Origin of the sequence: Streptomyces sp. 2323.1, from assembly GCF_900221035.1 — a bacterium.
GTDB lineage: Bacteria > Actinomycetota > Actinomycetes > Streptomycetales > Streptomycetaceae > Streptomyces > Streptomyces sioyaensis.
This window is the reverse complement of the sequence record NZ_LT907981.1, coordinates 5,921,261-5,946,589: the sequence shown is the minus strand read 5'-3', so window position 1 is coordinate 5,946,589 and position 25,329 is coordinate 5,921,261. Positions and strand designations below refer to the sequence as shown.

23 protein-coding genes and 1 riboswitch are annotated in these 25,329 nt (G+C 70.0%); of the genes, 6 read left to right on the top strand and 17 right to left on the bottom strand.

What is annotated here, in order from left to right; genetic code table 11:
* Positions 1-30: 30 nt before the first annotated feature.
* The 5 genes from CPH93_RS25600 to CPH93_RS25580 form a co-directional block, all read right to left on the bottom strand.
* Complete coding sequence (locus CPH93_RS25600) at positions 31-1,416, bottom strand: hypothetical protein (protein WP_093482771.1); 1,386 nt, start codon at positions 1,414-1,416, stop codon at positions 31-33.
* Positions 1,417-1,467: 51 nt separating this feature from the next.
* On the bottom strand, positions 1,468-2,514 hold the full coding sequence (locus CPH93_RS25595; RefSeq protein WP_093482772.1) for a C40 family peptidase: 1,047 nt from the start codon (positions 2,512-2,514) through the stop codon (positions 1,468-1,470).
* 231 nt (positions 2,515-2,745) lie between these two features.
* A complete protein-coding gene (locus tag CPH93_RS25590; RefSeq protein ID WP_173909885.1) occupies positions 2,746-3,771 on the bottom strand; it encodes a C40 family peptidase in 1,026 nt (341 codons plus the stop codon).
* 301 nt (positions 3,772-4,072) lie between these two features.
* Positions 4,073-5,446, bottom strand: a complete 1,374-nt coding sequence (locus CPH93_RS25585) for an NYN domain-containing protein (protein ID WP_093482773.1) — start codon at positions 5,444-5,446, stop codon at positions 4,073-4,075.
* Between the two features lie 18 nt (positions 5,447-5,464).
* Positions 5,465-5,704, bottom strand: coding sequence for a hypothetical protein (locus tag CPH93_RS25580; protein WP_040899430.1), 240 nt, complete (start codon positions 5,702-5,704; stop codon positions 5,465-5,467).
* 194 nt (positions 5,705-5,898) lie between these two features.
* On the opposite strand from CPH93_RS25580, the gene CPH93_RS25575 reads away from it, so the two are divergent.
* Positions 5,899-6,678, top strand: a complete 780-nt coding sequence (locus CPH93_RS25575; RefSeq protein ID WP_006606095.1) for a rhomboid family intramembrane serine protease — start codon at positions 5,899-5,901, stop codon at positions 6,676-6,678.
* Positions 6,675-6,956 carry an Lrp/AsnC family transcriptional regulator gene (locus CPH93_RS25570; RefSeq protein ID WP_006606094.1) on the top strand — a complete coding sequence of 94 codons (282 nt, stop codon included), beginning with the start codon at positions 6,675-6,677 and terminating at the stop codon, positions 6,954-6,956. The genes CPH93_RS25575 and CPH93_RS25570 overlap by 4 nt, the downstream gene beginning before the upstream one ends.
* A 448-nt stretch (positions 6,957-7,404) precedes the next feature.
* Here the strand turns inward: CPH93_RS25570 and CPH93_RS25565 are convergent, their stop codons facing one another.
* The 6 genes from CPH93_RS25565 to ctaE form a co-directional block, all read right to left on the bottom strand.
* Positions 7,405-8,778 (bottom strand): aminotransferase class V-fold PLP-dependent enzyme, encoded by a 1,374-nt coding sequence (locus CPH93_RS25565; RefSeq protein WP_096214198.1) that lies wholly within the window; start codon positions 8,776-8,778, stop codon positions 7,405-7,407.
* Positions 8,779-8,948: 170 nt separating this feature from the next.
* Positions 8,949-9,066: riboswitch (SAM riboswitch) on the bottom strand.
* Between the two features lie 91 nt (positions 9,067-9,157).
* A complete protein-coding gene (gene trpD / locus CPH93_RS25560; protein WP_096214197.1) occupies positions 9,158-10,222 on the bottom strand; it encodes an anthranilate phosphoribosyltransferase in 1,065 nt (354 codons plus the stop codon).
* Between the two features lie 138 nt (positions 10,223-10,360).
* Positions 10,361-11,998 (bottom strand): cytochrome bc1 complex cytochrome b subunit, encoded by a 1,638-nt coding sequence (gene qcrB, locus CPH93_RS25555; RefSeq protein ID WP_093648858.1) that lies wholly within the window; start codon positions 11,996-11,998, stop codon positions 10,361-10,363.
* Positions 11,995-13,059, bottom strand: coding sequence for a cytochrome bc1 complex Rieske iron-sulfur subunit (gene qcrA / locus CPH93_RS25550; protein WP_093482777.1), 1,065 nt, complete (start codon positions 13,057-13,059; stop codon positions 11,995-11,997). Before qcrA ends, qcrB begins: the two co-directional genes overlap by 4 nt.
* Entirely contained in the window at positions 13,056-13,865 is an 810-nt protein-coding gene (gene qcrC / locus CPH93_RS25545; RefSeq protein ID WP_093482778.1) for a cytochrome bc1 complex diheme cytochrome c subunit, read from the bottom strand. Before qcrC ends, qcrA begins: the two co-directional genes overlap by 4 nt.
* A gap of 84 nt (positions 13,866-13,949) precedes the next feature.
* Complete coding sequence (gene ctaE, locus CPH93_RS25540) at positions 13,950-14,570, bottom strand: aa3-type cytochrome oxidase subunit III (protein ID WP_006606088.1); 621 nt, start codon at positions 14,568-14,570, stop codon at positions 13,950-13,952.
* Between the two features lie 263 nt (positions 14,571-14,833).
* Between ctaE and CPH93_RS25535 the strand changes: the two genes are divergently transcribed.
* Positions 14,834-15,235, top strand: a complete 402-nt coding sequence (locus CPH93_RS25535) for a hypothetical protein (protein WP_093482779.1) — start codon at positions 14,834-14,836, stop codon at positions 15,233-15,235.
* A gap of 19 nt (positions 15,236-15,254) precedes the next feature.
* Here the strand turns inward: CPH93_RS25535 and CPH93_RS25530 are convergent, their stop codons facing one another.
* The 4 genes from CPH93_RS25530 to ctaC form a co-directional block, all read right to left on the bottom strand.
* Positions 15,255-16,529, bottom strand: a complete 1,275-nt coding sequence (locus CPH93_RS25530; RefSeq protein WP_173909884.1) for a L,D-transpeptidase — start codon at positions 16,527-16,529, stop codon at positions 15,255-15,257.
* Positions 16,530-16,663: 134 nt separating this feature from the next.
* The gene (locus tag CPH93_RS25525; RefSeq protein ID WP_093482781.1) at positions 16,664-17,062 is read right to left on the bottom strand and encodes a cytochrome c oxidase subunit 4; all 399 of its coding nucleotides are present in this window, start codon (positions 17,060-17,062) and stop codon (positions 16,664-16,666) included.
* Positions 17,059-18,795 (bottom strand): aa3-type cytochrome oxidase subunit I, encoded by a 1,737-nt coding sequence (gene ctaD, locus CPH93_RS25520; RefSeq protein ID WP_093482782.1) that lies wholly within the window; start codon positions 18,793-18,795, stop codon positions 17,059-17,061. Before ctaD ends, CPH93_RS25525 begins: the two co-directional genes overlap by 4 nt.
* Positions 18,792-19,754, bottom strand: a complete 963-nt coding sequence (gene ctaC / locus CPH93_RS25515; protein WP_173909883.1) for an aa3-type cytochrome oxidase subunit II — start codon at positions 19,752-19,754, stop codon at positions 18,792-18,794. The genes ctaD and ctaC overlap by 4 nt, the downstream gene beginning before the upstream one ends.
* A 349-nt stretch (positions 19,755-20,103) precedes the next feature.
* Here ctaC and CPH93_RS25510 point away from each other — a divergent pair, with 349 nt between their 5' ends.
* Positions 20,104-21,549 (top strand): cysteine desulfurase/sulfurtransferase TusA family protein, encoded by a 1,446-nt coding sequence (locus CPH93_RS25510; RefSeq protein ID WP_096215593.1) that lies wholly within the window; start codon positions 20,104-20,106, stop codon positions 21,547-21,549.
* Between the two features lie 9 nt (positions 21,550-21,558).
* On the opposite strand, the gene CPH93_RS25505 is transcribed toward CPH93_RS25510, so the two are convergent.
* Positions 21,559-22,533 (bottom strand): carbohydrate kinase family protein, encoded by a 975-nt coding sequence (locus CPH93_RS25505; protein WP_096214196.1) that lies wholly within the window; start codon positions 22,531-22,533, stop codon positions 21,559-21,561.
* A gap of 158 nt (positions 22,534-22,691) precedes the next feature.
* Here CPH93_RS25505 and CPH93_RS25500 point away from each other — a divergent pair, with 158 nt between their 5' ends.
* Entirely contained in the window at positions 22,692-22,919 is a 228-nt protein-coding gene (locus tag CPH93_RS25500) for a hypothetical protein (RefSeq protein WP_093482784.1), read from the top strand.
* A gap of 125 nt (positions 22,920-23,044) precedes the next feature.
* The gene (locus tag CPH93_RS25495; protein WP_096214195.1) at positions 23,045-24,562 is read left to right on the top strand and encodes a hypothetical protein; all 1,518 of its coding nucleotides are present in this window, start codon (positions 23,045-23,047) and stop codon (positions 24,560-24,562) included.
* Positions 24,563-24,727: 165 nt separating this feature from the next.
* On the opposite strand, the gene erpA is transcribed toward CPH93_RS25495, so the two are convergent.
* Positions 24,728-25,081: an iron-sulfur cluster insertion protein ErpA gene (gene erpA / locus CPH93_RS25490; protein ID WP_006606077.1), complete on the bottom strand. Its 354-nt coding sequence runs from the start codon at positions 25,079-25,081 to the stop codon at positions 24,728-24,730.
* Between the last annotated feature and the right edge of the window lie 248 nt (positions 25,082-25,329).

Here is a 25,329-nt window from a genome sequence, read left to right as displayed (position 1 = left end):
CGCCCGGTGGGGCCGCCCCCGGCCGCCGCCTCACCGCCGCAGCTGCTGCCGTACGTAAGCGCGCCACCGCCGGGTGAACTCCGCCATACCGATGCCCAGTTGGGTGCGCATGACGCGGTCCGTCCGGTCGGCGCGGGACGGCGGACGGTGTCCGGCGCCGGCTCCCGGTCGGCCCGGCCGGGAGCCCGCGGGCGCCGCCGTGGCCGCCTCCATCGGCGCCCCCGAACTCCCCGACGCGACCCGGATCGCGCTCTTGCCCGCCGCCTTGTAGAAGGCGATCAGCTTGGCCTCGCCCCACTTCTCGGCGATCATCCGGCAGGCCAGCCAGCTGCCCTCGTACGCCTTCGCCAGCCGGTCGGCACCGGCCCGGAAGCCGAAGTCCGCATCGGTCGGCAGCCGGGCGGGGAGCTTGCCGCCGGCGACCGCGCGGGTGAGTTCGGGGGCGGTGGTGACGGCCTTGCGGTGGAGGCCGCGGTAGGCGACCCAGTCGGCGAAGCCCTCGGAGACCCACAGCGGGGTGGCCGGAGTGGTGGCCGTGCGGGTGGCGACATGGGTGGTCTCGTGGGTGAGCACCACCTTGCGGCCCAGGTCGTTGAGCTCCTCGTAGGCGTCCGGGTTGATGATCACGCGGTCCGCGGGCGCGGCCGCCTCGACGCCCGCCTCCCCGGTGGTGACCGCCGCGATCCCGGCATAGCCGGACGGATCATCGCTGCCCATCAGCTGCGCCATCCGCTCGACCGAGTCCGGCGCCTCCACCACGACCTTCTGCGCCCACTTCCCCTTCCAGGCCGCGGAGACCGCCGGCACCGCCCGGTCCACCCGGCGCGCCAGGTCCTTCAGCCGCCCCGGATGGGCGGGGCTGCCGAGGACCAGGCTGTGCCGGCCGCGCACCAGCCGCACCGGGCCCTGGTCCCACAGCTGCCGGGTGCCGCTGTGGCCGTCCTCGGCGCCGTCGGTGTCGGAGGAGATCAGCCAGCGGCCGTCGCGCTCGGTCAGGGTGAGGTACTGGACGGCGTGCACCGGCGCGGTGTCATAGCCCTTGAGGCGGTAGCGCAGCCGCACCTTCGCGGCCAGCCGGGTGCCGGTGCTGCCGGACGGGAGCGGGAAGGCACCGGTCGAGTCGAGGTCGTAGTGCCAGTCGGCCAGCGGTACGCCCGCGAGGTGGGCGAACATCGCGCGCTGCCGGTCGCGGTAGCCGGTGGCCCGCGGGTCGACGGAGGCGAGAAAGCCCGCCGCGTCCCGCTTCCGTACGGCCTGCGCACGGGTGTCGAGCATCCGCTGGACGTCCGGGAAGCGGGCCGGTGTGGAGGCCGTCGGCGCGCAGCCGGCCAGCGGGGCGAGCAGCACGAGGGCCAGAGCGGCAGCACCCGCCGCCCCGGCCCGCGACAGCCGCCCGGCCGCCCACTGCTGTGACATGCGGACGATCGTAGGTCGGGCCCGGCCGGGGCAAAAACGCTGGGTTGCGCCTCAGGGCCTGGTGACGGCCGAGATCGGCATCATCCCGACCGGGTCGTAGCGCACCCGTGCGCCGGGATAGGGCGCGTGGACGACCTGCCCGTTGCCGACGTACATCCCGACGTGGCTGGCGTCCGAGCGGTAGATGACCAGGTCACCGGGTTGCGCCTGGCTGAGCGGCACCTGCCGGCCGGCGCCGCGCTGGGCCTGCGAGGTCCGCGGGAGGGAGACACCGGCCCGGCCGTAGGCCCATTGGGTGAGCCCGGAGCAGTCGAAGGCCGAGGGGCCGCTGCGCCCCCAGGCGTACGGCGAGCCGACCGCGGCGCGCACCGCGGCGACGGCCGCCGCGGCCCGCCCGGAGGCCGGGACGGCTCCGCGCAGGTCCGGGGCCGCCTCGTGGCGCCCGTCGCTCCTGGTGGCCCGTTCGAAGGCCTTCCTGGCGTCCTTGGGGAGCGCGTTCAGCAGCCGCCGCGCGGTGGCCAGCCTGCGCTGGACGTCCCGCTTGTGGCGGGCGACGGCCTTGCGGCTGGCCTCCAGCTGCGCCAGCTTCGCCGCGGTCTCCCGGCGCTGCTGCTCCAGGGTGCGCTGGGCCGTCCGGAGCCTGCGCAGCTCGCCGGCCTGGCTGACGCCGAGCCGGTCGAGCGCGGAGGCCTTCTCCAGGAAGGTGTCGGGACGTTCGGTGAGCATCAGCTGGACGGTGGGATCCATGCCGCCGGACCGGTACTGGGCGGCGGCCAGCGCGCCCAGCCGGCCGCGCATCCGGTTGACCCGTTCCTGGGCGCGGGCGGTGCGGTCCTGGAGGGCCGCCACCTGGCCGCGCAGTTCCTTGGTCCGTGCCTGGGCACCGTCGTACTTCTCGGTGGCCCGCTCCGCCTGCGCGTAGAGGCTGTCGACCCGGGCGGTCGCCGCTTCCCGGCCGGCGGCCGTGCGGCCGGCCGGATCGGCGGACGCGACCGGGGCCGACAGTCCGGCGGCCGCGGTCGCCAGGGCGGCCGACACAACGGTGACCCCGGCGAGGGTGCTCTGGCCGTGCTGCGAGGTACGGCGGTGGGACACCACGAAAGCCGCACTCCTTCCCTGTGCAGCCCCTGCCGCCCGGGAGGGCGTCGGTGACCGGATGCTGCGCGGGCAGACAGTAGCGGCGCCGGTCCACACCGACCAAAGACCGCATTTCGCCCACAAAAAGCCGCCCCGCCGGTGACTGTGCAGGTCACCGGCGGGGCGGCAGGTCAGCGGCCGCGGCCGCAATTCGCCCGTTCGGGCGGCACGTTGTGAGTGTTGTGAGGCTTGTCAGACCCGCACGCCGAACGCGAACTCCATGTTGCTCATGGGCTCGTAGCGCACCTGGGCGCCCGGCTTCGGCGCGTGCAGCACGATGCCGTTGCCCGCGTAGAGGCCGATGTGGTGCAGGTCGCTGTAGAAGAGCACCAGGTCGCCCGGCTTGAGGGCGCTCTGCGAGGCGATCCGGGTACCGGCGTTGGCCTGCTGCTGCGAGGTGCGCGGCAGCGACTGGCCGGCCTGCGCATAGGCCCAGGAGGTCAGACCGGAGCAGTCGAAGGACGACGGGCCGGTGGCGCCCCAGACGTAGGGCGAACCTATCTTGGACTGCGCGGCCCGGAGGGCGGCCGCACCGCGCTGCGACGCCGGGACGTCGTCACCGAGGTTGGCCCGCTCGTTGCTGCGGTTGGCGCGGTTCTCCTCGGCCTGCATGGCCGCCCGCTCCTTGGCCGTCATCCGGTTGAGCAGCTGCTGCGCCTTGGCGAGCTTGCCCTTGATCTCGTCCTTCTTGTCACCGAGCGCCTTACGGGTCTCGGTGAGGTCCTTGATCTTGCCCGCGGCCTCGGCGCGCTCCTGGGCGAGCCGGCGCTGCTTGTCCGCGATGGTCTTCAGCTGGTCGGCCTGCTTGCCGCTCAACTGGTCGAGCGTGGCGGCCTTTTCGAGGTAGGTGTCCGGGTCGCCGGAGAGGAACAGCTGCACCGAGGGGTCGATGCTGCCGCTGCGGTACTGGCCGGAGGCGACCGCACCGAGACCCTTGCGCAGCTGGTTGAGCTCACCCTGGCCACGCGCGACCTTGTCCTGGAGGTCGTCGACCTCTTTCTGGAGCTTGTCCTGCTGCTCCTTGACCCCGTCGTACTTCTCCGTGGCCTGCTCGGCCTCGTTGTAGAGCTTGTCGACCTCGGACTTGACGTCCTTCTTCGACTGATGGGGGTCGGCCTGGGCGGCCTGGGACGAGAGGGCGACCGCCGCTGCGGCGGTGGCGGTGAGCACGGTCACGCGGGTACGGCTCGGCTGCTTGGGTCGACGGTGGGACGCCACGGGGGCGAGCTCCTTCTTCCTCCAGCCGCCTACCGGGAAGTGGGGGGTAAGACCCCGGCTCCGCGTGAACGCCGCGGACTCGGCGGTACCTTCACTGTTATCCCGGTTGGATAATCATCTGCATGAAGGTTCGGGGCTGACCTTAGTAACCGAGCTGTGATCGCTTCAAATCCTCAGGGGAATTTTCTGCGCCACCAGTCCCATCCTTTACCAACGTCACACAGGCAGTGAGCGTCAACTGACGCTCAGGTACGGAGAACAGGCAGTGGACGGCGGTCCGTTGCCAGGGACCCGGCGTGCGTCAGGTCCGGGCAAGTCGCTTGAGCAGCAAGGCCGATGCCACCGGCCGGGCCCCGGCCTTCGCCACCCCGTCGGCCACTTCCCGGTCCGTGGAGACCACGACGACCGGACGGCCGGGTGGTTCGGCCCGAACCAGCTGACGAATCAACTCATCGGCCGTTACGCCCGGTTTACTGAAAAGGACCCGTACGCCGCGCGGCGGCGCGAGCAGCACCGGCGCCGCCAGCTCCGCCCCGTCGAAGACACAGGTCATCTCCGCGCCGGTCTGCGCCGCCAGCACCGCGAGACCGCCCAGCAGCCGCAGCCGCTGCTTGTCGAGCGGCATGGTCGGATAGCCGGTTTTGGTGACGTTGTAGCCATCCACCACCAAATGCGCCTGCGGCAGCGCCAGAAGCTGGTCGAGCAGCGCCGGATCCATCTCCGACAGCGCCCGGGTGGCGATGTCCTTGGGCGTCATCCGGCCCGGTGCGACCGCCTCGACGGTGTCCGCGGGATGGACGTTGGCGGGCGGCAGCGCCAGCTCGCGGCGCAGCCCCTGGGCCGCGTCCAGCACCGTGTCGAGCAGCAGCCGCACCCGCATGTCCTCGACGCTGCGGCCCTCGCGGGCGGCCCGCCGGCTGGTCTCCAGCGCCGTCTCGGCCTCGGCGATCCGGGCCTTGAGCCGGCGCACCTCACTGTCCGCGGCGGTCTTCTCGGTGGCCGCCCGGTCCCGGGTCTCCGCGAGGGCGGCGTCGGCCTTGCGCACCGCGGCCTCACCGCGCTTGACGTCGCTCAGCGCGCTGCGCAGCTTGCGCCGCAGCGACTCGTTCTCCTTGCGGACGGTGTCCAGATCGGCCCGGATCCGGTCGGCCTCCGTACGGGCCTCGCCGCGCGCCTGCGCCAGCTCCTCGCGCAGCCGGGCCAGTTCCCGCTCGGCCTCCTCGCCGGCCCGCTCGGCGCGCGCCCGCTGGGCCTCCTCGCCGGCCGCCGCGACGAGCTTGACCCAGCCCTCGGGGCGCAGCACATAGGCGGCCGCCGCGACATCGAGCGGATCGGCGGCCGCCGGCGGATTGCCGTGCTCCAGCGCCGCGGCGAGCTCCGGCTGCGCCTCGCGCAGCTTGCCGGCGATCCGCTGCCGGAAGACCGCATCGCCCTCCAAGGCGGAAGCCATCGCATTTCCGGCGAATTTGGCCCGGCGAGTCGGGGTGAAACGGGCGTACTGCCGCAGCGGGGGCGGGAGTTCGGCGACCGTCAGCGCGCCGAACGACTCCGCGGTGAGCGCCACGACCCGGCGCCGTACGCCCTCGGGCAGCGGTCGGTCGAGCACCTCGTCCGCCGCACCCTCGGGTACGTCGTCACGCTGTGCCCCCGGCTCCCCTTCTGGACGCTCCACCACGGCTGCCTCGCTCCGATCTCAGGCGTTCGCGCCCGGACGGTCCACCAGCTCGATCTGGTCGACCGCGTTGCACCAGCGGCAGCGCACGGACTCGATGCTCTCACTGAGCACCTCGCGCTCCTCCACCTTCGGCTCGCCGGCCAGGTCCAGATGGACGTACTCCACCACCTTGGCCTGGCGGGTCACGTCGAAACGGGTGAGGTTGCCGCACAGCGTGCAGCGCCACCGGGTTCCGTCCGTCGGCAGGGGAACAGACATCCTGTCGTCCTCTTTCGTGCTCGTCGATCTCGTGCTGCTGCGCGTTCACGCGGTGCGCCGTCGGACTGCGGAAGTACGCAAAGTACTGCCTGTAACCCTACGGCCTGACGGGGGGCCGGTGCGGGCCCCGCCCGGGTGCCGGGATGCGGCGAGGCGCTCTGTCCCGATTGCCCCCATTGAGCAATGATCACTTCATGACGGCGCCGGCCCCCTCTCCCCGTTCACCCCGCTCGTCCGGTCTCCTCCCCCGTCCGCCGCATGCCACCCGGTCCCTGACCGCGGTGTTCTCGCGGCTGACGAATGTGCTGATCGGCCTGTGCTGCGCGGTCTTCGTGATCGGCCCGGCATCCGGCCTGAACCGGATATACGGCACCGGTGACGCCCTGCTGAAGGCCCAGACCGCGTATTTCGAGCGGTGGGGCGTGATCCCGCTGGATCTGTGGAGCGGCTCGGTGCGGGCACTGATCACGCCGCTCACCGCGTTGTTCGTGCACGGCAGCTGGCTGCACCTGCTCGGCAACATGCTCTTTCTGTACGTCTTCGGCGGGATGGCCGAGGCACGCATGGGCCGGCTGCCGTTCGCCGCCTTCTACCTCATCATCGGCTACCTGGCGCTGCTCGGCTACGCGGCCGCCCACGCCTCCTCGGACCAGACGCTGGTGGGCGCCTCCGGCTCGATCTCCGGGGTGCTGGGGGCCTTCCTCTACCTCTTCCCCACGGCCCGGGTGACCAGCGTCTTCCCCTTCCTCTTCTTCCTGCCGCTGCGCTTTCCCGCCTGGATGGTGCTGCTGTTCTGGTTCTTCCTGCAGTGGCAGGCCGCGCAGCACGACCCGCGCGGCCCCGGGGTCGCCTACCTCGCCCATGTCATCGGGTTCGCCCTCGGCTTCCTCTACGCCTGGGCCCGCTACAGGAGGGATAGTGTGGGGGCCACCAGGCGGAACGACCGGGCGACCGAGGGAGAGAGCCAGCCGTGATCACGTCGATCGTGCTCATCAAGACCAGCGTGGACCAGATCCCCGAGATCGCCGAGAAGATCGCCGCCCTGGACGGGGTCAGCGAGGTCTACTCGGTCACCGGAGCCCACGATCTGATCGCGATGGTGCGGGTGGCTGCGCATGACGACCTCGCGGACGTCATCCCCGGCCGGATCAGCAAGGTCCCCGGCGTCGCGTCGACGGAGACGCATATTGCGTTCCGCACGTATTCGCAGCATGACCTTGAGGCTGCCTTTGCGATTGGGCTCGACGCGTAGGCCTGTTTTTTCCCACGTTTTCGGCTTTCCCGCCGTGGTGGTTTGTCGCCGTTGCGCTTTGCGGCGCGGCGCACGTTTTCGGCTGTCCCGCCGTGGTGGCTTCTCGCCGTTGCGCCTGCGGCGGGCTGGTTGCCGCTGCGCTGGCTGTTCGGCTGCGGGACCGGCCCTCCGGACTCCGTCCTGCGGTCCGGCCCCTCCCGTTGGGGGTGGATGAAGACCGGTGGGGGTGCACATAATCCGTCATCCGCCCGCAGTGGACGTGACTGTGCCCGCCCCCACCGGCCTCTTTCCCACCCACTCACGGGAGGGGCCGCGCCGCAGGACGGAGTCCGGAGGAGCGGCACCGCAGCCGACCGCCCACGCCCGCCGCCAGGCGCAACGGCGACAAGCCCCCCGGCGGGACAGCCGACAACGTGCGGCGCGCCGCCAACGTGGGAACCAATCCGCGCTACGCGCGGTCAGGCACACAACGCCCGTCTTCCGTCCGGTAGTTCCAGCGGGCGCCGTGCGCCACGAGCTCCTTGACGGCGGTTACGAACCGCTCGACATGCTCCTCCGGCGTGCCAACGCCAAAGCTGACGCGGATGGCGTTCAGGGAGCGTTCGCCGGGGGCGGCCTCGGGGGCGCCGCACTCGCCGGGGTCCTGCGGGTCGGTGCCCAGCAGGGTCCGTACCAGGGGGTGGGCGCAGAACAGGCCGTCGCGGACGCCGATGCCGTACTCCGCCGACAGCGCCGCGGCGAAGTGGGAGCTGTTCCAGCCCTCGACGACGAAGGAGAGGACGCCGACGCGTGCGGCGTCGGCGCCGAAGAGCGAGAGGACCTGGACCTCGGGCACCTCGGCCAGGCCCGCCCGGAGCCGGTCGATCAGCTGCTGCTCACGGGCGATCAGCGCCGGGAAACCGGCCTCGGTCAGGGCCTGGCAGGCGGAGGCGATGGCGTAGGCGCCGATGACGTTCGGCGAGCCGGCCTCGTGCCGGGCGGCGGTGGTGTGCCACTCGATGTCCACCCCGCCGTCCGTACGGCGGGACACCTTGCGGCTGGCGCCGCCGCCCGCCAGGTACGGTGCGGCGTCCTGCAGCCAGTCCGCGCGGCCGGCCAATACACCGGCGCCGAACGGCGCGTACAGCTTGTGGCCGGAGAAGGCGACCCAGTCGGCGTCCAGCTCGGCGAGGTCCACGGGGTGGTGCGGGACGAGCTGTGCCGCGTCCAGCACGATGCGCGCGCCGTGAGCGTGGGCCGCGGCCGCCAGTTCCCGTACCGGCCACAACTCACCGGTGACGTTGGACGCGCCCGTCACGCAGACCAGCGCGGGGCCGTACGGCTCGCGCTCGGCCAGCGCCTTCTCCAGGGTGTCCACCGCCTGCTGCGGGGTGCGCGGGGCGTTGAGGTAGGTCACGGCGACATCCGCGCGCTGCTCCCACGGCAGCAGCGAGGCGTGGTGCTCGGTCTCGAAGACGAAGACCCGGGTGCCCTGCGGGAGGGCGGCGGCGAGGAGGTTGAGCGAGTCGGTGGTGGAGCGGGTGAAGACCACCTGGTCGTCGGCGCGGCAGCCGAGGAACTCCGCGATCGTGCGGCGGCTGTTCTCGAACAGGTCGGTGGACAGCTGCGAGAGGTACCCGGCGCCGCGGTGCACGCTGCCGTAGTACGGGGCGTAGGCCGCCACGTCGTCCCAGACCCGCTGGAGCGCGGGGGCGCTGGCGGCGTAGTCCAGCGCGGCGTAGTCGACCTCGCCGCCGGTCACGAGCGGGACGCGGACATCCCGGCCGAGAACCGGCAGCGGGGCACAAACGGAACGGTCGGCGGCAACGGCGGCAACAGACATGGCGAACTCCCGTAAGAGGTAAGCGAATTCGCTGCGGGCAGGCGTACGGAAAGAACCGTCGGGGCACCGCAGCGGAAAGGAAAAAGGGATGCGGAGAAGGGGCCGTCGAGCCCTATCGCATTCGCTGATTCACGGAAGTTCTCCCTCGAGGACCAGGATCCCTGGCGAGGGATCCGCGCTTGCCGCAGACCTCGCTGCCTGCGGCCTGGTCATCACCCGGGGCACCCCGCCACGGAAGGAGGGTTGCCGGACAGCGGGCCGGGGCCTGTGTCGCTGTCACTCGTGACCTGCGCAGAATCATGCCATACGGCCGGTACGCCGCAAGGCCCGGTCCATATGACGGAACGGGCCTTGCGTCACACCCTGCGTGACCGGGTGCTCAGGCGTTGCTGGCCGCCACCCAGCGCTCCAGCGCCCGCTTGGCCGCCCCGGAGTCGATCGCGGCGGCGGCGGTGTCGATACCGGCCCGGATCTGCTCCGCCAGCGGGGCATCGGTGGGCTCCAGGGCGACCAGCGCCGCCGCGGAGTTCAGCAGCACCGCCTCGCGTACCGGCCCGGTCTCGCCGTCCAGCAGCCGGCGCGCCACCTCCGCGTTGTACGAGGCGTCCGCGCCGCGCAGGGCCTCCACCGGCACCAGGTCGATGCCCACGTCCCGCGGGTCGAAGGCCTCCTCGCGCACCGTGCCGTCCCGGACGATCCACACCCGCGAGGTCGCGGTCGTGGTCAGCTCGTCCAGGCCGTCGTCGCCGCGGAACACCAGCGCCGAGGAGCCGCGCTCGGCGAGCACCCCGGCCAGGATGGGCGCCATCCGGGCGTCCGCGACACCGGTCGCCTGGGCGCGGACCTTCGCGGGGTTGGTCAGCGGGCCCAGCACGTTGAACGTGGTACGGATGCCGAGCTGGCCCCGGGCGTTGGCGACGTGCCGCAGCGAGGGGTGGAACTTCACCGCGAAGCAGAAGGTGATCCCTGCTTCCTCGGCGACCTCGACGACCCGTCGCGGGGTGAGATCGAGGTTGACGCCGAGCTTCTCCAGTACGTCGGAGGCGCCGCTGGCCGAGGACGCGGCGCGGTTGCCGTGCTTGACGACCTTGGCGCCGGTGCCGGCCACCACGATCGAGGACATCGTGGAGATGTTGACGGTCTTGGCGCCGTCGCCGCCGGTGCCGACGATGTCCACGCTCGGCCCGGGCACCTCGATCAGCCGGGCGTGCTCGTACATGGTGCGGACGAGGCCGGAGATCTCGGCGACGGTCTCGCCCTTGGCCCGCAGCGCCACCGCGAAACCGGCGATCTGGGCGTCGCCGGCCTCGCCCCGCATGATCTTGTCCATCGCCCATGCGGTGTCGTCCGCGGTGAGGTCCCGGCCGTCGAGCAGGGCGTTCAGGAGGCCCGGCCAGGTCTGGGCCGCCACGCTGTCGCCGCCAAAGGGGGTCGCAACGCTCATGGTCCACACTCCTGGTTTGTCTCCTGCTTCTGTCGTTCACCCTATCGACCCGCCGGACACGCCGGAGGGCCCCGTCCGTCCGGACAGGGCCCTCTGGGTGGCGTGCTCCCTACGGTGCGCTATGAGGCGCCGCGGTGATCAGTGGTGGCCGTGGCCGCTGGTGATCTCCTTGTACTCCTCGACCGTGGGCTTGGCGATGACGCTGTCCTCGCCGTAGTAGCTCTTGGAGAGCTTGGCGCGCAGCTTCTGCGTACGCGGGATCTTGCGCTGCACGCCGTTCTCGTCGACCTCCGGGCCCAGTTCGAGCGGCTCGGGCTGCTCGTGCTGGGTGAGGAGGTGCAGCTGCTCCTGGTCGAGCGGCTCGTGGACCTCGATGAACTCACCGTGCGGCAGGCGCTTGATGATGCCCGACTCGCGGCCGTGCAGCACCTTGTCCTTGTCGCGCCGCTGCAGACCCAGGCAGATCCGCTTGGTGGCGATGAAGCCCAGCACCGGCCCGACGAAGAACGCGATCCGGACGAACCAGGTGATCGAGTTGATCGACAGGTGGAAGTGCGTCGCCCACAGGTCGTTGCCGCCACCGATCAGCATCACGAAGTACGCGATCAGCCAGGCGACGCCGAAGCCCGTACGGGTCGGGACGTTGCGCGGGCGGTCCAGGATGTGGTGCTCGCGCTTGTCGCCGCGGACCCAGGACTCCACGAACGGGTAGACCGCGATGGCGACCAGGACCAGCGGGAAGATCAGGATCGGGATCAGCACGCCGAAGTTGAGGGTGTGGCCCCAGAAGTTCCACTCCCAGCCCGGCATGACACGCACCAGACCCTCGGCGAAGCCCATGTACCAGTCGGGCTGGGCGCCGGTGGAGACCTGGTCGGGGCGGTACGGGCCGATGGCCCACACCGGGTTGATGCTGGCGATCGCGGCGATCGCCGCGATCACGCCGAAGACCAGGAAGAAGAAGCCTCCGGCCTTGGCCATGTAGACCGGCAGCAGCGGCATGCCCACGACGTTGTTGTTGGTCTTGCCGGCACCCGGGAACTGGGTGTGCTTGTGGTAGAAGACCAGGATCAGGTGCGCCACCAGCAGGCCGAGCATGATGCCCGGCAGCAGCAGCACGTGCACCGTGAAGAACCGCGGGATGATGTCGTGCCCCGGGAACTCCCCGCCGAAGATGAAGAACTGCAGGTACGAACCGACCAGCGGCATCGCCAGGATGACGCCCTCGATGAACCGCACGCCGGTGCCGGAGAGCAGGTCGTCGGGGAGCGAGTAGCCGGTGAAGCCGGTGAACATGCCCAGCACGAACAGCAGGAAGCCGAACAGCCAGTTGACCTCACGCGGCTTGCGGAACGCGCCGGTGAAGAACACCCGCATCATGTGGACCATCATCGCGGCCAGGAAGACCAGCGCGGCCCAGTGGTGGATCTGGCGGATGAGCAGACCACCACGCACGTCGAAGCTGATGTTCAGCGTCGACTCAAAGGCCTGGGTCATCCGGATTCCCTGCATGGGCACGTAGGAACCGTGATAGGTCACCTCGGCCATGCTCGGGTGGAAGAACAGCGTCAGATAGACACCGGTCAGGATGATGATGATGAAGCTGTAAAGCGCGACCTCGCCCAGCATGAAGGACCAGTGGTCCGGGAAGATCTTGCGCATGTTGGACTTGGCGAGGCTGTAGATGCCCAGCCTGCCGTCCGCCCAGTCGGCGATCCGCTCGCCCCGTGGCGCCTGGCCACGGCGCGTGGTGGTCGCGCTCGTCTCGTTACTCATCCGCGCTCCCAGAAGCTCGGGCCGACGGGCTCCTCGAAGCCGTTTGCGGCCTCCAGGAAGCCGTCCTTCTCCGTGATGTGCAGCTGCGGCAGGGCGTGACCGGCCGGACCGAAGATCACCCGACCACCGTCAGAGAGGTCGAAGGTCGACTGGTGGCAGGGGCAGAGCACATGGTGCGTCTGCTGCTCGTACAGGCTGATCGGGCAGCCCACGTGGGTGCAGATCTTGGAGTACGCCACGATGCCCTCGTGCGACCAGGACAGCTCGTGCTTGTCCTTGATGTTCTGCGGCTGGATCCGCACGAGCATCAGGGCGTCCTTGGCGATCTTCTCCGCGAACTCCTCGTCGTCCTCCTCCAGGCCCTCGGGCTTGGCGAAGGTGAGCGAGCCGACGGCGATGTCCTCGGGACGCAGCGGGAGGTTGGTGGACGCGTTGACGAGGCGGACGCCCTTCTTCCAGTTCGTCGTCCGCAGCTTGGTGCCGGGCAGCGGCCCGAGGTCGCGCAGCAGGACGACGCCGGAGAGCGGCACCAGGGCCAGCGCGCCGAACATCGTGTTGCGGACCAGCTTGCGGCGGCCGATCTGCGACTCCTTCGCACCGTCTGCGAAGTCCGCCATGACCTTGGCCTTGACCTCGGGGGCCGCCTCGATCGGGTGGCGCTCGTCGGCGACCTCCTCGTCCGACATCAGCGTGCGGGCCCAGTGGACCGCGCCGGCGCCGATGCAGAAGAGCGCCGCACCGAGGGTCAGACCCAGCGCGAAGTTCAGCGCGCTGATGTGGCCGATCGGCCAGATGTAGACGATCTTGTCGATCGGGATCGCCACATACGAGGCGATGAACGCGACCGTGGCGATCATCGACACGACGAAGAGGAGAGCCACGGTGCGCTCGGAGCGCTTGGCGGCCCGCTCGTCGATGTCCTGGGCACGGTGCTCGTGGGGCGGCAGACCCGGGTCGGCGAACGGGTTCTCCGCCGTGATCACCGCACCCTCGTGAGCCGTCTCCCGCTCACCGGGAAGGGTTTCTTCTGGCACGTCTTCGTGTCGTCCAGTCTCGCTCATGACTTCTTGGCCTTCGTAGTCCGGGCTGCGACCCAGATGGCGACCGCGATCAGCGCGCCCAGGCCGAAGATGTAACCGAAGAGACCCTCACTGACCGGACCGAGACCACCGAGGTCGAGGCCGCCGGGGCTCTCCGATTCATCGCCGTTGACGGCGCCGAGGTACGCGATGATGTCCTTCTTGTTCTGCTTCGACAGCGAGCCGTCACCGAAGGAGGGCATGTTCTGCGGGCCGGTTTCCATGGCCTCGTAGATGTGCTTCGGGTCCACGCCCTCAAGCGTCGGTGCGAACTTGCCGTTGGTGAGGGCGCCGCCCTTACCGGTGAAGTTGTGGCACTGCGCGCAGTTGGTGCGGAACAGCTCGCCGCCCTTGCCGATGTTGGCGCCCTCGGAGTTGTACTGCGACTTCTCCGGAACGGTCGGACCGGCACCCAGCGACGCGACATAGGCCGCGAGCTGGTCGATCTGGGCGTTGGTGTAGATGTTCCGCTTCCGCGGCACCTGGGCGCCGGGCTGCTGGGCGGGCATACGGCCGGTGCCGACCTGGAAGTCGACGGCGGCGGCGCCCACGCCGACCAGGCTCGGGCCGTCGGAGGTGCCCTGACCGCCGGTGCCGTGGCAGCTTGCGCAGCCCACGGCGAAGAGCTTCTTGCCCTCCTTGATGGCAAGAGACTGGGCGGTGTCATCGGCCTGAGCCTTGTCCGCCGGCGCGAACGCGGCGTACAGCCCCCCAGTGACCGCCAGCGCGAAGAGTAGGACGACGAGCGCCGCCAGCGGATGGCGCCGTCGTGCGGAGAGCTTTTTCACGGATTACCCCGGTGTCAGGATCTTCTGCGTCGATGCTTTGGCTATGTCTGTCTGATATGCGGGCCCGGCAAGGCCCCGTACCGGTTACCGGATCAGGTAGATCGTGGCGAAGAGGCCGATCCAGACGACATCGACGAAGTGCCAGTAGTAGGACACGACGATGGCCGCGGTGGCCTGCGTGTGGGTGAACCTCTTGGCCGCGTACGTCCTGCCCAGGACCAGCAGGAAGGCGATCAGACCGCCTGTCACATGCAGTCCGTGGAAGCCGGTGGTCAGGTAGAACACCGAGCCGTAGGGGCCGGACGAGAGCGACAGGCCCTCGTGCTTGACCAGCTCGGTGTACTCGAAGACCTGACCGCCGATGAAGATCGCACCCATGATGAAGGTGACCACGAACCAGGCCCGGAGCTTCTTGACGTCGCCGCGCTCGGCGGCGAAAACGCCGAGCTGGCAGGTCAGCGAGCTGAGCACCAGGATCGTGGTGTTGGTCGCGGAGAACGGAAGATTCAGCGCACTGGCGGATTCCTTCCAATACGCCTCGCCGGTCACCGATCGAAGGGTGAAGTACATCGCGAAGAGGGCCGCGAAGAACATCAGCTCGGAACTCAGCCAGATGATGGTTCCGACGCTGGTGAGGTTCGGCCGATTGACCGACGGGTGCGCGTGCCCGGTTTCTACTGTCGTTGCTGTCGCCACGACCGACATTATGTCGGTCGCTTATCCCGCCCTCACTCCGGGGGGTCCCGTTCGGTGTGTCAAGGGCGTATGCCCTGCTCGTACGGCCCATTTCGGCGATCGCTCGAAGGAGGGACGCAGCGGCCGGGACGCGGTGCCCGGGCTCCGCCGGAACCGCTCCTGACGGCCCGTCGGGAAGATCCCGGATCCGTCCGACCCCTCCTGTGGGCACCCCCCGCGGGAGTAGCATCCGCCCCACCCGATGCTGTGCCGCTACGAAGCGTGGAGGAACGATGCAGGCGACTGCCACGGTGCTGGTCTACAGCGACAACGCAGGCACCCGCGAGCAGGTCCGGCTGGCGGCCGGACGGCGCCCCGCCGCCGATGCCCCGCAGATCGAGATCCTGGAGTGCGCCACCGCACCGGCCGTGCTCACGGCGCTGGAGCAGGGCGGCATCGACGTCTGTGTGCTGGACGGCGAGACCGCCCCCGCGGGCGGGATGGGCGTCTGCCGGCAGATCAAGGACGAGATCTTCCAGTGCCCGCCGGTGCTGCTGCTGATCGGCCGCCCCCAGGACGCCTGGCTGGCGACCTGGAGCCGTGCGGACGCCGCGGTGACCCATCCGCTGGACCCGGTCGCCTTCGCCGACGCTCTGGCCGGCCTGCTGCGCCGCAAGCGCCTCGTACAGGCCTGAGCGGCCTGCTGGGCGGCGCTCAGAAGGTCGGGCGCAGTCGGGCGTCGTCGGCGGGGTTCTGTTCGCGCTCGGCGGTTCCTGTGGTGCTGGAGGCCTTGTTCTTCAGCGCACTGCCGGCCCGCCATTCCTGCCAGGGCATGTTCCAGTCGCCGAAGCCGTTGCCGAACGCCGGCATGGTCTCGCCACCGCTGTTCATGACCTTGACGATGTCGCCGACCCGGACGTGGTTGAAGAACCACTGGGCGTTGCCGGTGGACATGCCCGTACAGCCGTGGCTGACGTTCGCCGCGCCCTGGGATCCGACGGACCAGGGTGCGGCGTGCACGTACTCACCGCTCCAGGTCACCCGGGTGGCCCAGTAGACCGGCAGATCGTAGGAGTCCCCGCTTCCGGCAGCGATGCCGACGGTCGAGCTGCGCATCCGTACGAAGCTCTCCTTGCCGAGGACGACCTTGACGCCGTTACGGGTGGAGAATCCGGGCTTGCCGGTGGTCACGGGGATGGTGTTGATCGTCTCGCCGTTGCGCAGCACCGTCATCTGGTGTGCCGCCGCGTCGGTGATGGCCTCCATCCGGTCGCCGGTGGTGAGCCGAAGCGGCTTGGACGGGCCGCCGTAGAACCCCTTGGCGATCTTCAGGCCGGCCAGGTTGCTGTGCACCGAGATGGTGGCGTGGGCGGGCCAGTACTCCTTCGGGCGGAAGTGCAGCTTCTTGCCGTCCACCCAGTGCCAGGAGCCCTCGACCCGCGGCATGGAATCGACCTTCAGGGCGCTCTCGACGATGGCCCGCTGCTTGGGGTCCTTGACCGGCCGGCTCAGCTCGGCGGTGACCGGCTGGCCGACGCCGTACTCGCCGCCCTCCGGCCCGAAGACCGCGGTCAACTGGCCGTCGGCGTCCGCGGTGTGGACCGTGAGCGTCTTGCGGCCGGGCGCACCGTCCCCGTCCTCGGTGCTCACCCGTACCGTGTAGCGGCTGCCGGCGGCCAGGGGCACCGTGGTGCGCCAGCGCCTGCCGTCGGCGCTCAGCTCGCCACGGACGAAGCGGCCGGTGGAGTCGGTGGCGGTCACGTCGGTGATCCGCGCGTCGTCCCCCTTGACGGAAACCTCAAGCGGCTTGTCGGGATCCGCCTTCTTTTTGCCGTCGGGGGTGTTGGCCGTGATCTGGTCGGCCGCGTCGTAGGGAGCGGCGGAGAGCGCTTCCGAATCCGAGCCCCCGCACGCGGTGGCGCTCACCGCAAGGGGCACGAGCAGGAGGCCGCAGCTCAGCACCGTCCGGGTTCGAGGTCTGTGACTCATGACCCAAAAATATGAAGAATCACCTGGCCCAGCGCGCTGGAGGACTGCAAACGGGTCTGTCCCGGGCCCAGAAACGCGGCGGGCCCGGACACCCCGTCAAGGTGTCCGGGCCCGCCGTACGGCAGTGCGCGTGCTTACTGCGTGCGGTTCTCACCGTGGTAGTACTCGAAGACCCAGCCGAAGAGTCCGACGAAGATCACCGGCAGCGAGAAGTACAGCAGCCACCAGCCGAAGACGACGCCCAGGAAGGCGAGCGCGCCACCGACCGCCAGGGACAGCGGCTGCCAGCTGTGCGGGCTGAAGAAGCCCAGTTCGCCGGCGTCGTCCGAGACCTCGGCGTTCTCGTTGTCCTGTGCGCCCGCGTCGACCCGCCGGGCCGTGAAGGCCAGGTAGTAGCCGACCATGATGCACAGGCCGAAGGCGAGGAACAGCGCGGTGGTACCCGCAGGCTCCTTCGACCACAGGCCATAGACGATCGCCATGACGAGGACGAAGACGGAGAGCCAGATGAACATCTTGCCCTGGATCTTCACTTGCCCGCCTCCTTGCCGCCGGCGAGGGCCTTGTCGGCCTCGGTGCCGTGGCCGTTGTGCAGCGCGTCAAGGGCTGCGATCTCCGGGTGGTGCAGGTCGAACGCCGGGGATTCGGACCGAATACGCGGCAGGGTGAGGAAGTTGTGCCGCGGCGGCGGGCAGGACGTCGCCCACTCCAGCGAGCGGCCGTAGCCCCACGGGTCGTCGACCTCGATCTTCTCGCCGTACTTCGACGTCTTCCAGACGTTGTAGAGGAACGGCAGGATCGACAGGCCCAGCAGGAACGAGCTGATCGTCGAGATGGTGTTCAGCGTCGTGAAGCCGTCGGCCGCGAGGTAGTCCGCGTAACGCCGCGGCATGCCCTCGGCGCCCAGCCAGTGCTGGACGAGGAAGGTGCCGTGGAAGCCCACGAACAGCGTCCAGAAGGTGATCTTTCCGAGCCGCTCGTCCAGCATCTTGCCGGTCATCTTCGGCCACCAGAAGTGGAATCCGGCGAACATCGCGAAGACGACCGTGCCGAAGACCACGTAGTGGAAGTGCGCCACGACGAAGTACGAGTCGGAGACGTGGAAGTCCATGGGCGGCGAGGCCAGGATGACACCGGTCAGACCACCGAAGGTGAAGGTGATCAGGAAGCCGATCGCCCACAGCATCGGCGTCTCGAAGGACAGCGAGCCCTTCCACATCGTGCCGATCCAGTTGAAGAACTTCACACCCGTCGGCACCGCGATCAGGAACGTCATGAAGGAGAAGAACGGCAACAGCACGCCGCCCGTCACATACATGTGGTGCGCCCAGACGGTGACCGAAAGACCGGCAATCGAAACCGTCGCCGCAATCAGACCGATGTAGCCGAACATCGGCTTCCGGGAGAACACCGGAATGACCTCGGAAATGATGCCGAAGAACGGCAGGGCGATGATGTACACCTCGGGATGGCCGAAGAACCAGAAGAGGTGCTGCCAGAGCAACGCGCCGCCGTTTGCCGCGTCGAAGACATGCGCACCGAATTTACGGTCCGCCTCCAGCGCGAGCAGCGCGGCCGCCAGCACTGGGAAGGCCAGCAGGACCAGCACGGCGGTCAGCAGCACGTTCCAGACGAAGATCGGCATCCGGAACATCGTCATGCCCGGCGCCCGCATGCAGATGATCGTCGTGATGAAGTTGACCGAACCGAGGATCGTGCCGAAGCCGGAGAAGGCCAGACCCATGATCCACATGTCCGCGCCGACGCCCGGCGAACGCACCGCGTCCGACAGCGGCGAGTACGCGAACCAGCCGAAGTCCGCCGCACCCTGCGGGGTGAGGAAGCCGGCCACCGCGATCAGCGAGCCGAAGAGGTAGAGCCAGTAGGCGAACATGTTCAGCCGCGGGAACGCCACGTCGGGCGCGCCGATCTGCAGCGGCATGATCCAGTTCGCGAAACCGGCGAACAGCGGCGTCGCGAACATCAGCAGCATGATCGTGCCGTGCATCGTGAACGCCTGGTTGAACTGCTCGTTCGACATGATCTGCGTGCCGGGACGAGCGAGTTCGGCGCGCATGAGCAGCGCCATCACGCCGCCGATGCAGAAGAACGCGAACGACGTGACCAGGTAGAGCGTGCCGATGGTCTTGTGGTCAGTGGTGGTGAGCCACTGCACGGCAGCGATACCGGGTTGCTTCTTGCGTACGGGCGGTGCTGCCGGAGCCGTATCGGCGGCGGCACCCTGAGGTTCGTTGAGGATGCTCACTGGTTCTTCGTCTCCGCATTCCTGGCGTGATCCGTCTGCTTGATGCCCGACGGCAGGTATCCGGTCTGGCCCTTCTTCGCCAGGTCCTTCAGGTGTGCCCGGTACCGCTCGGGGGACACGACCTTGACGTTGAAGAGCATCCGGGAGTGGTCGACGCCGCAGAGCTCGGCGCACTTGCCCATGAAGGTGCCCTCCTTGTTGGGAGTCACCTCGAAGACGTTGGTGTGGCCCGGGATGACGTCCTGCTTCATCAGGAACGGCACCACCCAGAAGGAGTGGATGACATCACGAGAGGTCAGCACGAACTGAACCGTCTCGCCCTTCGGCAGCCACAGGGTCGGACCGGGGTTGCCGGTCTGCGGGTTGCGCTCGCCCGGGGTGCCCACGTCGTAGACGCCGTCCGCACCGGCCGGCGCGGACTTCTTCCACTTGTCCGGGATCGCGTCGAGCGCGCTGGAGTCGATGGCGGAGGTCGACTTGTTGCCGTCCGTGTTCTCCAGGTAGTTGAACGCCCAGCTCCACTGGAAGCCGACCACGTTCACGACGTGGTCCGGCTTCTTGGAAGTCTTCAGCAGCGCGCTCTCATCACGTGCGGTGAAGTAGAAAAGCACCGCAATGATGATGAACGGGACGATCGTGTACAACGCCTCGATCGGCATGTTGTACCGGGTCTGCGCGGGGACCTCCACCTTGGTCCTGCTGCGGCGGTGGAAGATCACACTCCAGATGATCAGGCCCCACACCAGCACGCCCGTTGCGAGGGCGGCGGCCCAGGAGCCTTGCCAAAGAGAGAGGATCCGCGGCGCCTCGTCGGTGACGGGCGTTGGCATGCCGAGGCGGGGGAAGTCCTTATATGTGCAACCAGTAGCGGTCGCCAGGACCAGGCCCGCAGCAAGCACCTGCGGCAGCTTCCGCCGCATCGGGCGCCGCGACGAGCGGTCGGAGCCGTTGGGACTCACGTAGCGCCTTCCCGAGAGTCTCGCCCGCGCGGTCGGCTGCGGCCTTACTCGCTGGTCGGTCGCCGCCCTGCGTCGGGCAGGGGTTTGGATGTTTATGCGGACCAAACCCTACTGGACGCTATTTGGGGTCGCGCGGGGAGGGTGCCCAACGCGCCGCGACGCACCCCTAAGGGGTGGCCAGGGCCCTTACGGGAGGCCCGGCGAACCCCCGAATACCCGCTTCCACCAGGCATCTGACGCCATGCCCGGCACCGTACCCGCGCCGCTTCGTCCGCGCCCGGCCGGCCGCCCCGCCCGCCGCCGGACCGAGGCCGCGCGCCGCCCGCGGCCGGTGTTCTACCGTCGTTACGTGCCCTACTTCGACGCGGCCTCGACCGCCCCGCTGCACCCCGTCGCCCGCGAGGCACTCCTCGCCTCGCTCGACGAAGGGTGGGCCGACCCGGCCCGCCTCTATCGCGAGGGACGGCGCGCCCGGCTGCTGCTGGACGCCGCCCGGGAGGCCGCGGCCGAGGCGGTGGGCTGCCGCCCGGACGAATTGGTTTTCACCCCTTCGGGGACACAGGCGGTGCATACGGGAGTGTCCGGCGCGCTGGCGGCCCGTCGGCGGGCCGGCCGCCGGCTGCTGCACTCCGCCGTCGAGCACTCCTCGGTGCTGCATGCCGCCGAGGTCCATGAGGCGGCCGGCGGGAGCCGGGCGGAGCTGCCGGTGGACCGTACGGGCCGGGTGGCGGCCGGCGAGGTGGCCGCCGCGCTCGGTACGGACACCGCGCTGGTCTGCCTCCAGTCCGCGAACCACGAGGTGGGGACCGAGCAGCCGGTCGACGAGGTGGCGGAGCTCTGCCGGGAGGCGGGGGTGCCGCTGCTGGTGGACGCCGCCCAGTCGCTGCCGTGGGGGCCGGTGCCCGGTCCCTGGTCGCTGCTGGCGGCGAGCGCCCACAAGTGGGGCGGCCCGCCCGGTGTGGGGCTGCTCGTGGTCCGCAAGGGGACCCGGTTCGCGCCCCAGGGCCCGGCGGACGAGCGGGAGTCGGGCCGCAGCCCGGGCTTCGAGAACCTCCCGGCGATCGTGGCTGCCGCGGCTTCCCTGCGCGCGTTGCGGGCGGACCCGGGGACGGAGGGGGAAGCGGCGCGGCTGCGGCTCCTGGTGGACCGGATCCGCGCACGGGTGCCGGAGCTGGTGCCGGACGTGGAGGTGGTCGGCGACCCGGTGCGCCGCCTGCCGCATCTCGTCACCTTCTCCTGTCTCTATGTCGACGGGGAGACCCTGCTGCACGAGCTGGACCGGGCGGGCTTCTCGGTGTCGTCCGGCTCGTCCTGTACGTCCAGCACCCTGACGCCGAGCCATGTGCTGCGGGCGATGGGGGTGCTGTCCGAGGGAAATGTCCGGATCTCGCTGCCGTACGGCACGGCCGAGGCGGAGGTGGAGCGCTTCCTGGAGGTGCTGCCGCAGGTGGTGCGCTCGGTGCGGGAGCGGCTGGGCGTCCCGGCGGCGGGCGGCGAGGAGGGGCCGACGACGGCCGGCGGGGCCCCGCAGACGGCCCCGGCGGCACCGGCCGCGGAGCCCGCCGAGGCGGCCGGGCTGGTCGTCGATGCGCTGGGCAAGCGCTGCCCGATCCCGGTGATCGAGCTCGCGAAGGTGATCGGCGAGGTGCCGGTCGGCCAGACGGTGACGGTGCTCTCCGACGACGAGGCCGCCCGGCAGGACATCCCCGCCTGGTGCACCATGCGTGACCAGGAGTACGTGGGTGAGCGGGCGGCCGGGCGCGGCGCCGCGTATGTCGTGCGGCGCCGCGCCTGACGCGGTGGTTCAGGCCAGGTGCTGCTGGACCTCGTTCGCGGCCTCGTGGCCGTAGGCCTTGGTGAAGCGGTCCATGAAGTGGCTGCGGTGCAGCTCGTACTCCTGGGTGCCGACGGTCTCGATGACCAGGGTCGCCAGCATGCAGCCGACCTGCGCGGCGCGCTCCAGGCCGACGCCCCAGGCCAGGCCGGACAGGAAGCCGGCGCGGAAGGCGTCGCCGACGCCGGTCGGATCGGCCTTGACCTTCTCCTCCGGCACGCCGACCTCGATCGTCGGCTCGCCGACCCGCTCGATGCGGACGCCGCTGGCGCCGAGGGTGGTGACGCGGGTGTTGACCTTGGCGAGGATCTCCTCGTCGGTCCAGCCGGTCTTGGACTCGATCAGGCCCTTCTCGTACTCGTTGGAGAAGAGGTAGGCGGCGCCCTCCATGAGGGTGCGGATGGCGTCGCCGTCCATGCGGGCGATCTGCTGGGAGAAGTCGGCGCCGAAGGGAATACCGCGGCTGCGGCACTCCTCGGTGTGCCGGATCATCGCCTCGGGGTCGTCCGCGCCGATCAGGACGAGGTCCAGGCCGTCGACCCGCTCGGCGACGTGCTGCAGCTCGATCAGCCGGGCCTCGCTCATCGCGCCGGTGTAGAAGGAGCCGATCTGGTTGTGGTCGGCGTCGGTGGTGCACACGAAGCGGGCGGTGTGCAGCACCTCGGAGATGCGTACGGAGCGGGTGTCGACGCCGTGGCGGTCGAGCCAGGCGCGGTACTCCTCGAAGTCGTTGCCGGCGGCACCGACCAGGATCGGCTCGGTGCCGAGCTGGCCCATGCCGAAGCAGATGTTGGCGGCGACGCCGCCGCGGCGGACGTCGAGCTGGTCGACCAGGAACGAGAGGGAGACCGTATGCAGCTGGTCGGCGACCAACTGATCGGCGAAGCGGCCGGGGAAGGTCATCAGGTGGTCGGTGGCGATGGAGCCGGTGACTGCGATACGCACGACGGGTCTGCTCCTGCGGAAGGCGTAGGGGCGGGCGGACGTGAAGCAACGCTACCCGGCGGGGTGGCACGCCACCCGGTCATCCCGGACACTTGAGCTACTGAAACTACCCAATAGTAGGTCTTTCTCCACGGTTTATGACTGCGTACGGTGCCGCTATGACCAAGCCTGTGAAAGCCGTCACACCGTCCCCCGACGCCTCGCCCGCCCGGCAGGACCCGGAGTCGCTCGACGAGCTGCGCGGTGACTGCGCGCGGATGAAGGGCCACTGGAGTAGCGGGCAGAGTCCCGCGCCGGCACCGGGGCGCGCCGCCGATCTGCACGGCGTCAAGGTCCCCTCGTCTTCCGCCGCCCTGGTGGACGGAATGTCCGAGTACGGCGACTGACCGCCCGCCCGCCGGGGGCCGAACTGCGCCCGGCGGGAACCGCATCCACCCCCGCTCCGTCCCATCGGCGTCCCCTCACGGAGGATGGCACGTCAGATGTTCAGCGGAGCCGAAGGAGCGATGCGGTGAACACCGAGGACAGCAACGACAGCCCGAACCCCACGGAGCGCAGGCGGCGCACCCCGGCGGTGGTCGCTTCGGTGGCCGCCGCGGTGCTGCTGGCCGGGGGCGGCGCGGCGTACTGGGCCTCGTCCACGTCCGGCAGCGGGGCGGCCGGCCCGGCCAAGGGCGACCCGCCGCCCCTCGCGCTCGACGGCTACTCCGGCGGCTCGATAGCGGCCGGTGAGCCCAATCCGCAGGGTGCGAAGTACCGGGCGGTGAAGAAGCTGCCCGGCGGTCCGGCGGCGGCGCCGGTCTACCGCCCCAAGGGCGAGATCAGCCGGGAGTCGGTGGAGCGGCTGGCCAAGGCTCTGGATGTGGCCGGAAAGGTCCGCTCGGAGGGCACCACCTGGAAGGTCGGCGGGCCGACGCGGGACGGCCGCGGCCCCGTCCTCCAGGTGAACAAGACCGGCTCGGGCTCCTGGACGTTCTCGCAGTACGGCACCCCGGGCGGCACCAACTGTGCGCTGCCCGCTTCCCCCAAGGGCGACAAGGGCGGGGACGGCGGCGCCGCGTCGAGCCGGCCCGGCTGTCCGTCGTACCGCGGCGGCGGGGACATCGCGACCGAGGACGACAGCAGCGGCAAGGGCGCGGTGTCGCCGGAGAAGGCCAAGCAGGCGGTGCGGCCGGTGCTGAAGGCGCTCGGCCAGGAGGACGCCAGGATCGATGCGGGCGGGCTGTCCGGTGCGGTGCGGATCGTCACCACGAACCCGGTGCTGGGCGGGCTGCCGACGTACGGCTGGCAGAGCGACCTGCAGGTCGGCTCGGACGGTCAAGTGGTCGGCGGCAGCGGCCAGTTCGCGAAGCCGGTCAAGGGCGCGGAGTATCCGGTGCTGAACGCCGACAAGACGCTGGACCGACTGAACTCGGGCGAGGGCCGCAAGCCGGCCGGCTGCCCCTCACCGCCCGGCAAGAAGGACACCAGGGACGGCAAGGCCGGCGGGATCGCGCCGTGCGAGCCGGCGCCGACGAAGGCGCAGCAGCCGTCCGAGGTGACCGGCGCGGCCTTCGGGCTCTCGGTCCAGTACGTGGACGGCGGGCAGGCGCTGGTGCCGTCGTGGCTGTACACGGTGCGCCAGCCGGGCGCCGGCAGCGGCCCGGACGCCACCTCGACGGTCGCGCAGCCGGCCGTGCACCCGAAGTACCTGGCCCACCGGGACGGCGGGAGCACCTCGCAGGGCCCGGGGAAGCCGCAGAAGCCGTCCGGGAAGCCCGGGGCGATGGCCCTGGAGTCGTACGACGTGAGCGACGGCGGCAAGAAGCTGACGGTGCACTTCTGGGGCGGGGTGTGCAGCGTCTACTCGGTGAGTGCCGAGGAGTCCGGCTCGGCCGTGCGGACCAAGGTCGTCGGCAAGGACAAGAAGCCCGGCCAGATCTGCGTGAAGATCGCCAAGGAGTTCACCAAGACCGTGACGCTGGAGAAGCCGCTGGACGGCCGGAAGGTGGTCGATGTCTCGACCGGCGAGTCGGTGCCCAAGCAGTAGCGGGCGTGCACGGGCCTCCGGGCCTCCAGGCCTCCAGGCCTCCAGGCCTCCAGGGCGAGGCGTACGCGCCGGAAATCACCGAGGCCCCCGGAGGCGGAAACAACGAAAGGCGGCGCTCCCCCACTCGGGGGGGGCGCCGCCTTCCGTACGTACTGCCCGAGCTCCTTAGCTGAAGGAGTCGCCGCAGGCGCAGGAGCCGGTGGCGTTCGGGTTGTCGATCGTGAAGCCCTGCTTCTCGATGGTGTCGACGAAGTCGATGGAGGCACCGCCCAGGTAGGGGGCGCTCATCCGGTCGGTGACGACCTTGACACCGTCGAAGTCCTTGACGACATCGCCGTCGAGCGAGCGCTCGTCGAAGAAGAGCTGGTAGCGCAGTCCGGAGCAGCCGCCGGGCTGAACGGCCACCCGCAGCGCGAGGTCGTCCCGGCCTTCCTGCTCCAGCAGGCTCTTGACCTTCGACGCGGCCGCGTCGGACAGGATGATGCCGTCGCTGACGGTGGTCTCGTCCTGAACGCTCATCTAGATCTCTCCCGGGTTGTACGGACCGCTTGTCATCGGATGCAACCAGTTGCAACCAACGACGTCCCGGATTAATTCCGGCTGGGCACCACATGTCGAGAAGCCTTCCGGCACACCGCCGGGGGCGGCTTCTCACATCGTTCTCCCATCATGCTCGCACACCGGCGGACAGGAACAGGTGGCCGAGCACACACGGCGGGGTGCTGATGCGTCACATCGACACAAGCGCCATCGTCAAAGTGACGTGA

Coding starts and splice junctions, on each gene's coding strand:
- CPH93_RS25600 (WP_093482771.1), bottom strand. CDS start 1,416: ATGTCACAGCAGTGGGCGGCCGGGCGGCTGTCGCGGGCCGGGGCGGCG.
- CPH93_RS25580 (WP_040899430.1), bottom strand. CDS start 5,704: ATGTCTGTTCCCCTGCCGACGGACGGAACCCGGTGGCGCTGCACGCTG.
- CPH93_RS25575 (WP_006606095.1), top strand. CDS start 5,899: ATGACGGCGCCGGCCCCCTCTCCCCGTTCACCCCGCTCGTCCGGTCTC.
- CPH93_RS25565 (WP_096214198.1), bottom strand. CDS start 8,778: ATGTCTGTTGCCGCCGTTGCCGCCGACCGTTCCGTTTGTGCCCCGCTG.
- trpD (WP_096214197.1), bottom strand. CDS start 10,222: ATGAGCGTTGCGACCCCCTTTGGCGGCGACAGCGTGGCGGCCCAGACC.
- qcrB (WP_093648858.1), bottom strand. CDS start 11,998: ATGAGTAACGAGACGAGCGCGACCACCACGCGCCGTGGCCAGGCGCCA.
- qcrA (WP_093482777.1), bottom strand. CDS start 13,059: ATGAGCGAGACTGGACGACACGAAGACGTGCCAGAAGAAACCCTTCCC.
- ctaE (WP_006606088.1), bottom strand. CDS start 14,570: ATGTCGGTCGTGGCGACAGCAACGACAGTAGAAACCGGGCACGCGCAC.
- CPH93_RS25535 (WP_093482779.1), top strand. CDS start 14,834: ATGCAGGCGACTGCCACGGTGCTGGTCTACAGCGACAACGCAGGCACC.
- CPH93_RS25530 (WP_173909884.1), bottom strand. CDS start 16,529: ATGAGTCACAGACCTCGAACCCGGACGGTGCTGAGCTGCGGCCTCCTG.
- CPH93_RS25500 (WP_093482784.1), top strand. CDS start 22,692: ATGACCAAGCCTGTGAAAGCCGTCACACCGTCCCCCGACGCCTCGCCC.
- erpA (WP_006606077.1), bottom strand. CDS start 25,081: ATGAGCGTTCAGGACGAGACCACCGTCAGCGACGGCATCATCCTGTCC.